The sequence below is a fragment of the Syntrophomonas wolfei subsp. methylbutyratica genome, from assembly GCF_001570625.1.
Lineage (GTDB): Bacteria > Bacillota > Syntrophomonadia > Syntrophomonadales > Syntrophomonadaceae > Syntrophomonas > Syntrophomonas methylbutyratica.
Window position 1 is genome coordinate 92509 of sequence record NZ_BBQT01000005.1, and the last position, 14949, is coordinate 107457.

The 14949-nt window shown below is 44.3% G+C and carries 13 protein-coding genes and 2 pseudogenes; 12 read left to right on the forward strand and 3 right to left on the reverse strand.

The window, feature by feature from the left end; translation table 11 throughout:
• Positions 1-9: 9 nt before the first annotated feature.
• The 4 genes and pseudogenes from brxL to AWB54_RS15260 all read left to right on the forward strand — a co-directional run.
• Entirely contained in the window at positions 10-2049 is a 2040-nt protein-coding gene (gene brxL / locus AWB54_RS05905) for a protease Lon-related BREX system protein BrxL (RefSeq protein ID WP_061213689.1), read from the forward strand.
• Between the two features lie 80 nt (positions 2050-2129).
• Entirely contained in the window at positions 2130-2498 is a 369-nt protein-coding gene (locus tag AWB54_RS05910) for an HIT family protein (RefSeq protein WP_061213751.1), read from the forward strand.
• 39 nt (positions 2499-2537) lie between these two features.
• Positions 2538-4835, forward strand: coding sequence for a DEAD/DEAH box helicase (locus AWB54_RS05915; RefSeq protein WP_061213690.1), 2298 nt, complete (start codon positions 2538-2540; stop codon positions 4833-4835).
• A gap of 750 nt (positions 4836-5585) precedes the next feature.
• Positions 5586-5804: pseudogene (locus AWB54_RS15260) on the forward strand (DUF2442 domain-containing protein); the annotation flags it as partial.
• Positions 5805-6241: 437 nt separating this feature from the next.
• Here AWB54_RS15260 and AWB54_RS05925 read toward each other — a convergent pair.
• Both AWB54_RS05925 and AWB54_RS05930 read right to left on the reverse strand, forming a co-directional pair.
• Positions 6242-6742, reverse strand: coding sequence for a DUF3368 domain-containing protein (locus AWB54_RS05925; protein ID WP_061213692.1), 501 nt, complete (start codon positions 6740-6742; stop codon positions 6242-6244).
• Between the two features lie 3 nt (positions 6743-6745).
• On the reverse strand, positions 6746-7042 hold the full coding sequence (locus tag AWB54_RS05930) for a UPF0175 family protein (protein ID WP_153014672.1): 297 nt from the start codon (positions 7040-7042) through the stop codon (positions 6746-6748).
• A 620-nt stretch (positions 7043-7662) separates the two neighbouring features.
• Between AWB54_RS05930 and AWB54_RS05935 the strand changes: the two genes are divergently transcribed.
• From AWB54_RS05935 to AWB54_RS05965, 7 genes and pseudogenes are all read left to right on the forward strand, one after another.
• On the forward strand, positions 7663-7947 hold the full coding sequence (locus AWB54_RS05935; protein ID WP_061213693.1) for a hypothetical protein: 285 nt from the start codon (positions 7663-7665) through the stop codon (positions 7945-7947).
• A 157-nt stretch (positions 7948-8104) separates the two neighbouring features.
• A pseudogene (csm4, locus tag AWB54_RS05940) lies at positions 8105-8962 on the forward strand (type III-A CRISPR-associated RAMP protein Csm4); the annotation flags it as partial.
• A 2-nt stretch (positions 8963-8964) separates the two neighbouring features.
• A complete protein-coding gene (gene csm5, locus AWB54_RS05945; protein WP_061213695.1) occupies positions 8965-9666 on the forward strand; it encodes a type III-A CRISPR-associated RAMP protein Csm5 in 702 nt (233 codons plus the stop codon).
• The gene (locus tag AWB54_RS05950) at positions 9644-10162 is read left to right on the forward strand and encodes a hypothetical protein (RefSeq protein WP_061213696.1); all 519 of its coding nucleotides are present in this window, start codon (positions 9644-9646) and stop codon (positions 10160-10162) included. Before csm5 ends, AWB54_RS05950 begins: the two co-directional genes overlap by 23 nt.
• Positions 10143-10451, forward strand: a complete 309-nt coding sequence (gene cas6 / locus AWB54_RS05955) for a CRISPR system precrRNA processing endoribonuclease RAMP protein Cas6 (protein WP_061213697.1) — start codon at positions 10143-10145, stop codon at positions 10449-10451. Before AWB54_RS05950 ends, cas6 begins: the two co-directional genes overlap by 20 nt.
• A 78-nt stretch (positions 10452-10529) precedes the next feature.
• Positions 10530-11966, forward strand: coding sequence for a TIGR02710 family CRISPR-associated CARF protein (locus AWB54_RS05960; protein ID WP_061213698.1), 1437 nt, complete (start codon positions 10530-10532; stop codon positions 11964-11966).
• 34 nt (positions 11967-12000) lie between these two features.
• On the forward strand, positions 12001-12492 hold the full coding sequence (locus tag AWB54_RS05965) for a hypothetical protein (RefSeq protein ID WP_061213699.1): 492 nt from the start codon (positions 12001-12003) through the stop codon (positions 12490-12492).
• A gap of 394 nt (positions 12493-12886) precedes the next feature.
• Here AWB54_RS05965 and AWB54_RS05970 read toward each other — a convergent pair whose 3' ends face one another.
• The gene (locus AWB54_RS05970) at positions 12887-13339 is read right to left on the reverse strand and encodes a hypothetical protein (RefSeq protein ID WP_061213700.1); all 453 of its coding nucleotides are present in this window, start codon (positions 13337-13339) and stop codon (positions 12887-12889) included.
• A 165-nt stretch (positions 13340-13504) separates the two neighbouring features.
• On the opposite strand from AWB54_RS05970, the gene AWB54_RS05975 reads away from it, so the two are divergent.
• The gene (locus AWB54_RS05975; protein ID WP_235811107.1) at positions 13505-14767 is read left to right on the forward strand and encodes a methionine gamma-lyase family protein; all 1263 of its coding nucleotides are present in this window, start codon (positions 13505-13507) and stop codon (positions 14765-14767) included.
• Positions 14768-14949: the final 182 nt, after the last annotated feature.

A 14949-nucleotide genomic window follows, 5' to 3' on the forward strand; every position in this document is an offset into this window, starting at 1 on the left:
GAGGATTTTATGATAGATAATTTGGACAAAAAGGCTTTGGAACATTTTCGGGGATATGTAGTCAGAAAAGATTTGGCTCCTTTAATAAAAGGCGGTGCCAACGTGCCTACTTTTGTACTGGAATATTTACTGGCCAATACCTGCAGTACGGAAGATGAGCAAAAAATAAATGTGGGCATGGAGAATGTTAAAAGTATTCTGCGCGACCATTATGTAATCCCTGAAGAAAGCAGTTTAATTCAATCCAAGCTGAGGGAAAAAGGACGCTATAAAATTATTGATAAAGTATCGGTTGATCTTGACCCGCAGCGCGATCGCTACTGGGCCAATATCAGTAACAGCAATATAAAAAGGGCTAATATATCTGATGAACTGGTTAAGAAACATGAAAAAATGTTATTAGGTGGCATTTGGGCCATTATCGACATGGAATATGACCCCATGATAAGCATTGGCTCAAGCGTTTATCCTTTTGTGGTAAAAGATATTAACCCTATCCAATTATCCAGCTATGATGCCGGTAAGCTGGCCGCCAAAAGAAAAGAGTTTAGCAAAGATGAATGGAAGACCCTGCTTTTAAGAAGTGCGGGCTATGAACCGGGCAGTGAAGGCCTGGATGACAGGAAGCAGAGCCTTTTGCTGATGAGATTGATACCACTGGTGGAAGCCAACTTTAATATGGTGGAATTGGGACCCCGTTCTTCCGGTAAATCCTATATCTATAAAGAGATAACTCCTTATGCCCTGCTGATTTCCGGTGGTCAGGGGACAGTAGCCCAGCTCTTTGTTAACAACACTACCGGACGAGTTGGCTCAGTAGGGGAGTGGGATGCTATCTGTTTTGACGAAAGCACCGACAAATTATTTAAAGATAGAGATGCCGTTCCCTTGATGAAAGATTATATGGAATCGGGCTCATTTTCCCGCGGGGGTAAGACCGGTGAAATTGCTGGCCATGCATCGGTTATTTATAATGGCAATATCAATCAGCCGGTTGAAACCGTTTTACAAACTTCCCATTTATTTAGCCCGTTATCGGATGAGGTTAATCACGATACTGCGTTTTTGGACAGGATTAACCTGTACCTGCCCGGTTGGGAAATAAGCAAATTCAGCCCGGATAATTTCACCCGCCACTACGGTTTTAGTACCGATTTCTTTTCCGAGATTCTCAAAGCTCAGCGTAAAACTACCTATTATGAAGTAATAGATAAGTATTTTTCCCTGGGACATCACTTAAAACAGAGAGATTCCAAGTCAGTTCGTAAAACCATTTCCGGTTTTATTAAACTATTACATCCTGACGGCAATTATACTAAAGAGGATATCCGGGAATATCTGGTGGTAGCCCTGGAAATGAGAAGACGGGTTAAGGAACAGTTGAAACGCATCGGCGGCATGGAATTCTGGGATACCAATTTTTCATACATAGATAAGGAAACTCAGGAAGAGTTCTTCGTCGCTTTGCCTGAAGAACGGGGGAGCGACCTAATTGAAAGAAATCCTTTGCCCCCAGGAGTTTGCTACACTGCTACCAGTGACGGGAATACCAACGCACTGGTTAAAATTGAAGTGGTGACTGTGAAAGGCAACGGCAAGCTAAATATTACCGGAACCAACAATAACCAGGTTAAGGAAAACATTAAGAACACCTACAATTACTTGCGAGCTAACGAAAAGAATATTCTTACCGAGCAGCGCTCCTTGAAAGGCTATGATTTAAATATCCAGATAAGCAACCTGTTAGGTGCCTATATCAGCGAGGGGATTGGCTCGGCGGTATATGTAGCCATTATTTCCTCTATTTATAATAAAAACTTGAAAGCTGGATTAGCAGTCCTGGGTAATCTCTCTATTGGAGGTGCTATTGAGCAATCCCTGCATTTTGCCGACAAGGTTACCCTCTTGTCAGACAATGGAGCCAAAACGGTTTTGGTGCCAATTGGCAATATAAATGAATTGACCACATTACCAGCCAGTGTTTTTGAAAAAGCCGATGTACCTTTTTACGGGAATAGCCAGATGTTGTTGCAAAAAGCCGTGGAATAGTATCCATATCTATTGAAGCATAGCATTGCTATAGCATAGCGAAAGAGAAGGGTATTTAGACAGATAAGAGGGAGTAAATGATGGAGCAAAAATGTATTTTTTGCCATGAGGAAGAAGCTTTATTGCAAAATGAATTGGCCTGGGCTCGTTATGATAAATACCCGGTATCGCCAGGGCATCTGCTGATTATCACCAGGCGGCATGTGCAAAGTTATTTTGATAGCACCCCGAAGGAGCGACTGGCGCTCAATCAATTACTGGAAGAAGCTAAAAAGCTTCTGGATAAGGAATACCGACCAGATGGCTACAACATCGGGGTAAACTGCGGTGATGCGGCGGGACAAACGATAATGCACCTGCATATTCACCTGATACCGCGCTACCAGGGGGATATTGATAATCCCCGGGGTGGGGTACGGGGAGTAATACCGGATAAACGGATATATTAGGGGTCTTGGAGATGGGTGGCAATCTCAGGGGGAGAGCTTATGACACCGAGCAACTATCTGAATCACTACCAGGCGGTAGATACGGCCAGTTTTGCTGAAGATTTGTTTGTAGAACTGTTTCAGGAAACCTTTGGCCTGGAAAAGATACAATACCTGATCAACGAATATCCCTGCCAGAATATCTATGGGGATAATTGCTATATAGATTATGCTCTGAAAACTGACCTGGATGCCTTCGCCATCGAGATAGATGGCGAACAATGGCATAACCCGGCTCTGGTTTCAGAAGATAAATATTTAGATGACCTGCTCAAGCGCAATAGCCTTACTTACCTGGGCTGGAGGGTATATGTATGGACATATCGCCAGCTGGTTAATGAGCGAGACAAGGTAAAGTCGGAGCTGCTGCAGTTTCTGGGGCAGAGCCCGCATTTTCGCATTTATGATGATTATTTGCCCCGCCAGCGCGGGAAAGTACTGGAATTACGGCCTCACCAGGAGGAAACACTGGAGCGTTTGCAGGAATTGCGGGGTGAGTACCACAGTATGGCTCTTATTGCCGATGCCCAGGGTACGGGCAAGACCACCACTGCCGTCCTTGATGCCTGCAGTATGGGATTGCGCACCTTGTTTGTGGCCCATACCCTGGAACTATTACAGCAGGCAGCCAATCGCTTTAAGGAATTGTGGCCCCGGGCCCAGGTGAAGATTATCGATAATTATGCTGGCCCCCTTGATGCCGATGTAATGGTAGCCAGTATCCAGGGCTTGCATAATCGCTTGACTCAGTTTGCTCCCGACCATTTTGGCTACATAATCATCGATGAGGCCCATCACGCTGCTGCCACTACCTATCGCAAAGTACTATCCTATTTTAACCCCCGTTTCCTCTTGGGTTTAACCGCAACCCCGGAGCGACATGACCAGGAATCCATTATGGAGATATTCCAGAATGAAGCCCATCGTCTGGATTTAAAAACGGCGGTGGAAATCGGGGAACTGGTACCGATTCGTTGTGTGCGGGTGAAAACCAATATAGATTTCAGACAGGTTAGGATTAACGGAATTCGCTATAATTATCGGGACCTGGATAGCTGTGTGCATGTGCCTGAACGCAACCGCTTAATTGTGGAAACCTATCTGTCCCATGTGCCCGGAGAAAAGGCTGTGGTCTTCTGTGCCAGCATACAACATGCTATGGAAGTTGCTGAGCTCTTCCGGGATAGCGGAGTTAAGGCCGAGGTAGTGGAAGGGCGAATGAAAAAGAGAGACCGAGAGGCGGTTTTAGAAAATTACCACCAGGGTAAGGTAAAGGTTTTATGCGCCTGCGATATCCTTAATGAAGGCTGGGACAGCCCGGAAACGGCAGTACTGTTCATGGCACGGCCCACACTCTCCCGGGTTATTTACCTGCAGCAACTGGGACGGGGAACCCGAAAAGCACCGGGCAAGGAAGCCTTGCTGGTATTTGATTTCATTGACAATACCGCCCGGCATAATCATGCGGTAAACCTCCATCGCCTCTTACGCTTGCGGGAATACCGGCCAGGTACCTTGGCACTGGCTCCGCAAGGGAAAATAGAGGAAGAAAATCGCCGCTTACGGCTGGGTGAAAAGATTGAAACGCTTTTGCCCCATAATATATTTATCAAGGATTATGAACTGGTAGACCTCTTCGACTGGCAGGAAGAAATCAAAGATATGATGTCCCTGCATGAACTGGCTCTGGAGCTATATGTTGACGATGCCACTGCCCGCCGCTGGGTTGACGAAGGCAAGATTACCCCCGGCCCTGATTTTGAATTGCCCATGGGAAGAGTTACCCACCGTTACTTTCATCGTGAGCGCCTGGAGGATATAAGGCAGCAACTGGATATATCGGCCCGCAAGCCCGAGGAGATCAGGCAGGACTTCTTCAGATATGTTAAAGCCGGGCACATGACCACTTCCCACAAGCCCGTAATGCTCAAAGGCATGTTAACCCTGGTTAATGAAAAAGGGCAGGTGGACCTGGCCGCGCTGGTAAGCTTCTTCCGTGCTTTCTACGAACAGCGGGCAGATGCCGGCCTGCAGGTAGAGATATCCAATGCCAGCATTAACCGAGTCAAAGAAATGAGCGATTTTGAGATAGCCCGGCTGATGCTGACCATGCCCTTTGAAAAATTTGAGCGCAAATTCTTTCTGGAACACCGCAAAGACCTGAGCCAGGTAGCCTTCGTGCCCTCACTTTGGAAACGGCTTACGGCCGAAGATAGGGAGGAATTATTGAATATATGTGAGCGGCAGATTGATAGGTATTATGAGACGAGACTTAACAGTTGTCGTGCTCAATCTTAAAATTAGCTTGTTTCTCCTGAACAGGAGGAAATCATGGACAATAGTAGAAAATATTGTACTATGAATACAATATCTATTGCACTAAGGTAAGCCCCACAAACGCTGAAAGTCCATGGGAGGTTAGCGATTGCGGAGAATGAGGGAGATTGAATGAGCATAATGAAGCGCGAAGGAGATAAACTGCTTCGCAAAACAGGGTTCCAAACTCCTTATTTTGACTCCGGAGGGGGTCAAGAGGGGGGGGTAGCGATTCGGGGCTCACGGGCCTTAGAGCGACCGGCTTCCAAAACGGGGTCTGTAACAATGACCAGCCCGCTTTCCAGGGCATTGAGATGCTGATTAAATTTATATTATCAACCGCGGCGCGATGTTCTTTCAGAACTAATAGAAATCAATGTTTTATTACCGGGAGCTTCCCTGGCATGGGATAGGGGTAAAAGTTGAAACAGCACTTGAAAGCGGTTCTGAAAACTGCTGACCTGGACGGAGAAGTTGCCCGAGAAATTAGTTAGTAGTTATTAAATTGCGAACAAACTATATTGTTAATAAATGAGAGTTTAGGTGAAATTAAGGCTATAAATATGAGCAAAGGCACATTAAACCTTGTGATTAATGAGGAAAAAGTCAGCTTTATCAGATATCACTACAAAAACATTTATCCCCCATTAGACTTTAGAGGTTGCCCAATAGCTGATGATCGCGATATTGGCGCAACTAAACTTATGACTAAGGCCTAAAGCAGTACAGGTTAAACCTTTGGATAATTACTTATTGGAATTGCAATTTAATAATGGAGAAACGAGGGTTTTCGAGGTTAAGCCCCATTTAACCGGTGATTGGTATTATAAGTTAAAACAACCTTGCATTTTTAATACTGTGCGTATTGCTGGACTATCTGTTGAATGGCCAGATGGTCAGGATATTTGCCCTGATTGTCTATATTATGAAAGTAAATTAATTAAAGTATGACGCTACTGCAAAAACCCCTGGTATCCGTTCCACCAGTGGGTGAAAGACCAATATTGGTCTTTTTAGAAAGAAGCCATTATAGTAGGAACGCCCCGAAAATAGCAACGAAATCCGTTCGGCGCAAAGGATGGAATAATTTCACCCGCCACTACGGTTTCAGTACCGATTTCTTTTCCGAGATTCTCAAAGCTCAGCGTAAAACTACCTAATTATGAAGTAATAGATAAGTATTTTTCCCGGGGACACCACTTAAAACAGAGAGATTCCAAGTCAGCTCTCCACCAGTAGCGCATGCTCCTTTTATCGAAGGAGCTCGCAGTTCCGGTGTCCTACCGTCTGCTCCCCGCAGAAACATTGGTGTAATCGCCGGGACATCTGCTGATTATCACCAGGCGGCATGTGCAAAGTTATTTTGATACCACCCCGAAGGAACTGGTTCATTCCTCCCCAACTCTCACCATTGCTTCTGCATACAGCTTTTTGGATATCCAATAACCTTCAGCCATGAGCTTATCCAGGTAATTCTTAATCTTGTCAATCTTGCCAAACTTTTTTGCTATCTCTAAAATACCTATTACGCCAATTGATTTTAATAACATTACATCTGCAAAATCCCTTGCCAATTTATCATCAATTACCACCAGTGTAATACTAAGCTCCTGGGCAGCAATAATTACCTCCAGTTCACCACTATGTAATCTTGGGCTCATCTGTTTTGCCAGTTTCTTGTTCTTTACTTTATAAATTTTAATGTTGTTGTTTTTAACGGCTTCTCTTAGTTCCCTTTCTCCATAGTTTTTAATTCTATTACCCGACACAACTTCTTGATAAACTGCTTCTGGAATATATACTTCATCGAAAATTTCCCATAACAAATTAAGTTTACCGATTATTGATAACCCAATAATCGGGCTTGAATTGCATATTATTTTAGCCATCCTTTAATCTCCCGATTCTCTCACTAACTCCTGAATTGCAACACTATCTTGGAGGAAATCGCTCTCAGTATATTCACTCCAGGGAATATTTCTGGTGTTAAGTATATAAATAAAATCATTTAGAGATAAGCCGGCTATTTCACTGGCTTTGGCCAATGAAACGGTCTTACCGACAAAAAAACTTATAGCTAACGAGATTCGTACATTTTCATCCACTGACTTAGCATGAACCAGGTCATTAAGTAGCGGTAGCAATTCCTCCGGAATACGCACCATAACATTGGAATCTTTTAAAGCCATAGAACTGCCTCCTTTCAATGAGACCTATTTTTTGTTCTTACCGTGGCATTAAAGTTTAAGCAATCTGTTGTTCTTGCATTGAGGATTATATCGTTAAGTTGCTCAGATTTCGAAGCCCAATTATTTTGCCTGTTATAGATATTATTATACTATAAACGCAGTATTTATACACCCTGTAATGCCGTAATATCCGGGGTCAGAGTAGGCAACTGAGTTCAGTTGCTTCTGGCAGGAAACCAGCCCGCTTTCCAGGGTATTGAGACAACTGTTGCAGCCTTAAGCCTCCGTGGATATTCACCGGGTAACAATAACCAGCCCGCTTTCCAGGGCATTGAGATGCTGATTAGTTTTATATTTTGAGGAAAACTCCAAAAATCTGGCAGGATTATGAAAATTTGTCGAGAATATTAAAGAAAGAATACCTTGCAATAGACATACCGATTATTCTGCCACCTATCATTACACCTGCTATTTCTTATGCTCACAGAAATGATCCGAAAATAAAAACATGATTAAAACAAAACCAAAGGTATGCTTTTTCGCTTCAGTATTTGAATAGTGACAAGTTATTATCAGATAGGAGGTGATTTGCTATTAATAGTTCATGGATTGAAACAGAAATGGAGAGTCTGGTTTATGCTACTCTTTTTGCCGGCCTTGGTAAGATATATCTGCGGGCAGAAAATAGTTGCGTTAATGACACACGACAGGCCTCTGCTCATTTTGTCCGCAAATATCTACAAAATGAAGAAGCAGCCGATTTGATAGATAAATCAAGCAATTCCAATGCTTCTTTGGCCCTGCAATTGGAAATCGCCTTACAATTGTCAGGGTTGGCGGAAGGTTACCAAAGCCCCATTGGCGCAAAACGAAACCCTGGGGGGAATTATCGAAGATTTAACTAAAGACCAGCTGCAGCAACTGGCTTGAGAAACGGGGCGGTTTTATGCAATATCATATTATACGTATGAATTTTACTGCTCCGCTTCACCTGGGAAACCGCGAAGGTATTCTGGAGAGTACGCTGAATCACGTACCCTCTGATATGCTTTTTCTGCTTTTTGTAATGTTTATCGTTTACTTTATGGTAAAACCGCTTTGGAGGGATTGATAACCGGATCGGTGGAAACAATACCTGCTTTTTCGTCGGCTTTTCCTTTTTTGGAGCAAATATATTTTCTACCTCGCCCCCTGGATCTGGATATGCCAGGCTGGGAACTGAAAAAAGCCAAAAGATTGCGCTACATCGAACATGGGCTATTTTGCAAATATCTTCTTAACGGTCAATTGGAGAAAGTTGATCTGCAGGGCTATCCCACTGAAGCCAGCGCTGGTTTTTTGTTACCCCTGGCTTATGCGCAGCGCCGGCTATATCAGGAGGAAGAAATACCACGGGTAGCACTGGATAGTGTTAGCTCGAACTCCAATGTCTATTATTTCAACCAATTGCGGTTTTTTCCTAACAGTGGCCTGTATTGCCTGGTACGCCGTACGGATGAGTTATGGCCGCTATTACAAGGTTGCTGGCGGGTACTGGGTGATGAGGGGTTAGGAGGAGACCGCAGCAGTGGTAAGGGATTATTTCAGGTAGAATTTCCGGGGGAGATGGAATTCCCTGAAATCACACAGCTTGGGGCTGTGGTTTTATTAGGTCTATATTATCCCACTGTATCGGAAAGTGCTAAACTGGACAGCAGCTACAACCTCATGCAACGGGCTGGATATATATACTCTCCTGATGAGCAGAACCAGCGTCGGCAGACGGTAAGGATGTTGGCAGAGGGTAGCGTGATTTATGAACCGCTAAGCCCAAACGGGCAGATAGTAGATGTAACCCCGCCAGGTTTTACAGCTCATCGAGTTTGGCGAGATGGTCGGGCCTTCGCTGTAGCGGCAGCAGGAGGGAAAGGAGCGATGTGAGAATGCGGGGAAACTGGCAGTATCATATGCAGGTATTAACTCCTCTGCATATAGGCAGCGGTCAGGCACTGCTTCCATTTGAATACGTTACTGATAAAAATCTGGAACAGGTAGTCAGAGTTGATATACCTCGGTTTTTTCGACTTCCCGGATTTCCCGTACAGAAATATACTGCGCAGGTAAAACAGGCTGGTTTTAATCTGCAGGGTGATTTCCGCCAAGCAGCTCTCAAGTGTCCACTGTATAGTATAAAGACGAGTGGTAACCTGCCGGAATTACAGAATGCCGGTTATGATTCACAACGCATCCTGGAACATATCCGGGAAGCTGGTAAGCCCTATGTTCCCGGTAGTTCGTGGGCCTTGCGCAGTATGCTTTTACGCGGTATGGTAAACGATCATCAGGAAAAATATGAAGCAGATTTACAGAGAGAAATTGAGCAGGTAGAAGCTATGGACCCCAAGGGTAAAAACCGGAAAAAGGCCTTTTTTTCTAATCAGCCTGAACAACGTCTCCTGGGAGATCAGAATCGTAGCCTCTTACGTGTAGTGCAGGTGAGCGACAGTAGTCACTTAGACCTTTCAGCACTACAGTTAGGATGCGTTAAAGTGCTCAGTCAGAGCCAGTATGCTTATCGCTGGAAAATACTAGGCGGCGGGCATAGCCAGCCAGTACAAAGAGGTGCCCCGACCGTATGTTATTGAGCCGCCGATTGATGATAAAGAACACTTTTTACCGGGGGAACAAAGCAGCTTTGACCTTTTATTATTTGGGCGGGCGGTGGAATACCTGCCCTATTTCCTACTGGCTTTTGAACGGGGTAGTAGCTGGGGGCTGGGAGCCGGACGCAAACCTTATAACTTACTTCGGGTAGAGGCTATTAATGATCTCAATGGTAAATATGCTGTGGTTTATGAAGGTAATGAGAAGGTTATATATAATCATGACTTGAGCTGGACCGGGAGGGAGGTTAGGCAATTAGCTGCTTCGTTCAACCAGCCTGCCATAATAGAAATTAGTTATAAAACTGCTACCCAACTTAAAGTTGACCAGCAGAAAATAATAAGGTTAGAGGACATTAGTTTTACAGGATTGATGCGTTCACTACTAAGGCGCTATTCGACGTTATCGGTTCACCACCATAACCAAACACCCACGGAGTCTTTTCAGGACTTATTAGATGCTGCAGATTGCAGATAAGATTACGGTGGAGTACTGCCGTGGAGATACCCGGGCCTGGAGCCGCTATTCCATGCGCAGCAAAACCCGGACTAATATGGTTGGCTTTATAGGTACGATTTGTTTTAATGGAGAACTTGAAGCTTTTTTGCCGTACCTTATCCTGGGACAGAGCATACATGTAGGCAAATGGACGGTCTTTGGCATGGGGCAATATCGCCTGTATGTTGACGGTCAGGCCTGTTCAAGCGCTGAAGCTGGCATTAATAAGGAAGGATATAGGCTCGGTTCGGATAGGTATAGCCAGTAAACAGATTGCAGGCTAGCAATGTTGATTAGCCGAGGTTGAGAGTGTAAGTTGACCTATCAACAACAGGAGGTGACCACTATGAATAAAACCAGGCAGAAAGTATTGATTCTAAGTACGGGTGGTTCAGCGGAACCCCTGGTAACTGCTATTAATAAACATTGCCCCAACTATGTGATATTTTTCTGTTCGGAAACTATTGGCACCCAGGCGGGAAGCAGCATTATGGTAGATGGGAACGGAGAACCCTGTAAAATACCAGGTGGAACTCGTCCACCCGAGGTCTCGAAACTTGAAAAAGTATGCCGGCAATGTGGTTCTCGCTATTTCCAAACCATGCCTTCGATAGTGAAACAGGTTGGATTAGGTGCGGAATATGAAAGCTATGAAAAAGTTATTACTTCCAACGCTGATAGTTTGGCTGAGTGCTATAACCGTGGTCGGGAAGCTATTCGTATAGCCCGGGAAAAATATCCTCATGCGCAGTTAATTATTGATTATACCGGTGGAACCAAAACCATGTCAGTTGGGTTGGCCATGGCTGGAATTGATGACGGCGTAGCCGAAATGTACATTGTTAGTGGGCCACGGGGGGATTTGATTAAAGTAGCTTCAGGTATGGAGAACATAAGAAAAGTGGATCAAACCCCATTATCCTGGCAGCGGAGTAAAAAACAAATGGAGCAATTATTCGGAAAGTTTAATTATGAAGGTTGTTTACGGATAATTGACGAGATGAGCCCCACGGTAAGCAGTGGTACATCGGAGGATAAATACCTGCAATTCTATCAGTTATTATGTAAGGCCTTACAGGCCTGGAACCGATTTATGCATTATGAAGCCGCAGAATATTTAAAACCTTATGCCGGTGATGTTCCCCAACTCAATGCCTTTCTTAGCAACATCATCAAAAGTAAGCAGGATTACGAGAAACAGAGTTTGGCAGCCCGCGCTCAGGGTGATCCACTGCCTCAAGGAGTAAAGATAAATCTCAGTCTGGTATATGATCTCTTACGCAATGCCGAACGCTGTTTGCTCAAGGAGCAGGAGGTGGATGCGGTAGGGCGCATTTACCGGGCACTCGAATTAATGGCTCAGCTCTGCCTGCTCCATCAAAACCCGCCCATTAATACTTCAGGTGTGGAGGTTGAAATTCTGCCGTCAAAATTGCAGGATAAGTACCAGAAACTATTGGATTTGCAAGCTAACAATAAGGGCGCAGATACGGAGCGCCGTTTGCAATTACCTTTATTCAAAGCCTATGGTTTGCTCGCTGACCTCGGCCATCCCCTGGGAAGACTGTTTCAGGAGCGGGAGAAGGAGATGGAAAATCTGCTGAAGATACGAAATAATGCTATAATAGCGCATGGAATTAATCCAGTTCAAGCACATGAAGCCCGGGCGTTTTATGACTTCACCTGTAAGTTTCTGGAGGATGGGGAAAAGGATATGAATGTGAAGGGATCATATTCAAAAACACTACAGTTTCCTCAACGGTTACCCTCGTTAAGAGAATAAGCAGGAATTATACAAAATCAAAGAAGGTTGATTTATGGCTCGGGAAGGATTTAAAAAAGAGCAGGAATTACTCCGGTTGCTATTCCTGGACGGAGGCGGAATGAAGCGCTCCCAGTTAGCCTGTAGACTGGGGATATCAATAGATGGCCTGGATAAGACTATGCAGCAGGTAAAAACCTTGCTGGAGGAAAGTGGCTATTGCGAAAGCTGCCTGGTATCAACTCGTAAACGTCATATACATAATTATTTGCGTTATGATTACTATGAAAGTGGGGAAAACTTCTTTTATTGTCTTTATAGCAACAAAGCCATGAAGGAATCTGAAAGCATTCGCCTGGCTCTGATCCTGGTTCATTTGCAAGCAGGCCCAGCCAGCAAAAATGAGTTGCTGGAATATTTGAGTCAGCATAATGAGTTTGTTGAGGAACGTAATCTCAGGGACTATCTAAACTATTTAATGGACATGGAACTGATTGAGCGGTTTGGAGCAATAGCCCGCAAACGCCGAAAGTCCATGGGAGGTTAGCGATTTTAAAGAATGAGGGAGATTGAGTGAGATTAATGAAGCATGGAGGATATAAACCACTTCGGAAAATGGGGCGGCAAACTCCTTATTCTGACTCCGGAGGGGGTCAAGAGAGGGGGTTAGCGATTCAGGGCTTACGAGCATTAGAGCCACCGGCCTCTAAAACGGGGTCTGTAACAATGACCAGCCCGCTTTCCAGGGCATTGAGACAGAGTGATAGTCTGACGGCATGCCGTAACAGCTATACCCCGGAGTAATGCTGATTTTTTTTATGCCCATTCTTCCCGAGTTTGACAGTTAAGGTAAAAGGTCAGCTTCTGGACATTTAACACCGTCTATTGCTGGACATTATGGGGTGGCAGTAATTATAAAGCAAATAAGGGGCTTGCGCCCCTTATATTTGTTCAATGCTTATATTTAAACGAAGTTCCGAGTTGGACAACTTCTCAGATGCAAGCAATAGTTGAAGTGTTTCATTAATGAATCGGCCGCTTCCCTGGGTGTCCAGATAGAAAGAAAACTTTGTTTCTTCTTTTTCCTCCTCCAGCTCGAGTGAAGACTTAAACCTGTCTGCGTCTTCTATTGGCGTGATATTGCTGTTGCTCGAACGCATTGTCTGAACAGGTTTATTTAATTCTTTTTCTGGTGATGTGTTTTCTTTTCGCTGCCTTCCTCTTTTAGAATCTACCGGGACATTAAAATCATGGAGCATACTGTATACTTTTGTTCTGGACATTTCCCATGCCTTGGCTATGCCGCTTACTCCTATTTCGTTCTTGAGTTCCTGAAGAATTTTTTGCTTATCTTTTTCGGACATACTTTCAAAATCAGATAAAGAAATTGCCATAAATTAACCTCCTATGTATTTTCCAATATTATATCCGTAACGGTTGAAAAATATTCCATTTGCCATCATTCGAATTCAAAAATTAATCACCCATTGCAGTACAGAACAAAATGTTGCGACATATCTTGAATGAAGTTATCATTTATAGAGATAAGATAGATATAGTTGAAGACTGGCGAAAGTGGTGAAATGGTGAAAGCCTTATCAATAATAAAGGAGGCAGAACACTCCCTGCAAATGCTGTTTAACGAGCTGGAGGAAATAGCTTATGCCAACCAGGTTAGGGTAATCGAAGCTTTTCACAAACACCGGGTCCGAGAGTATTATTTTTATCCTTCTACCGGTTATGGTTATGGAGACCGTGGCAGGGATGCTCTGGAAGATATATTTGCCGATATCTTTGGCGCTGAAGACGCACTGGTAAGGAGCCAGGTCGTGTCTGGGACCCATGCCATATCAGCCTGCCTATTCGCTCTATTAAGACCGGGCGATGAGCTGATATCTCTTACTGGCAGCCCCTATGACACCCTCTGCCGGATTATCGGCCATGAAGAGAAATCTCCTGGCACCTTGATAGATAAAGGGATAAAATACAGTGAAGTTGATTTGGATGAACGGGGCAAACCTGACCTGACAGCTATTGCTGCCGCCATAAAAGATACTACCAGGATGGTTTTAATACAGCGTTCCCGTGGTTATAAAACCCGGCCGCCGGTGGATTTGGAAACTATTGCGGTTATTACTAAATTGGTTAAAGCCAGAAATCCCACCACTATTGTTATGCTGGATAATTGCTACGGTGAATTTACCGCAGTGCAAGAACCCGGACACTACGGAGTAGATATTATAGCGGGGTCATTAATAAAGAACCCGGGAGGCGGCCTTATACCTTCCGGGGGATATATAGCCGGTAACAAGGATTTGATTGAACAGCTAGCCTTTCATCTTACTGCGCCTGGATTGGGCAAAGAATTGGGTGCCAGCCTTTTGGACAAGCGTATTATGTATCAGGGTTTATTCCTGGCTCCCCACACGGTTTTGCAGGCTTTAAAGGGTGCTGTTCTTCTAGCCTATGTTTTTGAAGAGCATGGTTATGAGGTTTTTCCCCGTTGGAACGAAAAACGCTCTGATATTGTACAGGCGGTAAAACTGAGGGATGCAGCTGAGGTTTTGCGCTTCTGCCAGGAGGTACAGAACGCATCCCCGGTGGATAGTGATGTTACTTTGGAGTATGGCGAGTTGCCAGCCTACCGGGATAAGATTGTAATGGCAGCCGGTACTTTTGTGCAAGGTTCTTCGATTGAACTTTCCTGTGATGCGCCTTTACGCTCACCCCACTGTGTATTTCTCCAGGGGGGACTCAGCTATGAACATTGTCGCTTTCTGCTGCAGCGTTTACTGGACAACTTTCTGCTGGCAAATGCTTGATTCTACTCCAAAACCCACTTTTGTTGCATAAAGGTTGCATAAATATGCATACAGATGTTTATTATTTTGCAGTATATCAATGCTTGAAAGAATCAAAAGCTAATTTGTATCCTTGGGGTATTGGGAGTATTATACTTATAGCGAAAGCTGTTAATCAGATATGAGAAGGAGGCGTTTTAGAA

Bases quoted from the DNA above. Each gene is read 5' to 3' on its own strand.
- brxL (WP_061213689.1), top strand. From the start codon at position 10: ATGATAGATAATTTGGACAAAAAGGCTTTGGAACATTTTCGGGGATAT.
- AWB54_RS05910 (WP_061213751.1), top strand. From the start codon at position 2,130: ATGGAGCAAAAATGTATTTTTTGCCATGAGGAAGAAGCTTTATTGCAA.
- AWB54_RS05915 (WP_061213690.1), top strand. From the start codon at position 2,538: ATGACACCGAGCAACTATCTGAATCACTACCAGGCGGTAGATACGGCC.
- AWB54_RS05925 (WP_061213692.1), bottom strand. From the start codon at position 6,742: ATGGCTAAAATAATATGCAATTCAAGCCCGATTATTGGGTTATCAATA.
- AWB54_RS05930 (WP_153014672.1), bottom strand. From the start codon at position 7,042: ATGGCTTTAAAAGATTCCAATGTTATGGTGCGTATTCCGGAGGAATTG.
- AWB54_RS05935 (WP_061213693.1), top strand. From the start codon at position 7,663: ATGGAGAGTCTGGTTTATGCTACTCTTTTTGCCGGCCTTGGTAAGATA.
- csm5 (WP_061213695.1), top strand. From the start codon at position 8,965: ATGCGGGGAAACTGGCAGTATCATATGCAGGTATTAACTCCTCTGCAT.
- cas6 (WP_061213697.1), top strand. From the start codon at position 10,143: ATGCTGCAGATTGCAGATAAGATTACGGTGGAGTACTGCCGTGGAGAT.
- AWB54_RS05960 (WP_061213698.1), top strand. From the start codon at position 10,530: ATGAATAAAACCAGGCAGAAAGTATTGATTCTAAGTACGGGTGGTTCA.
- AWB54_RS05965 (WP_061213699.1), top strand. From the start codon at position 12,001: ATGGCTCGGGAAGGATTTAAAAAAGAGCAGGAATTACTCCGGTTGCTA.
- AWB54_RS05970 (WP_061213700.1), bottom strand. From the start codon at position 13,339: ATGGCAATTTCTTTATCTGATTTTGAAAGTATGTCCGAAAAAGATAAG.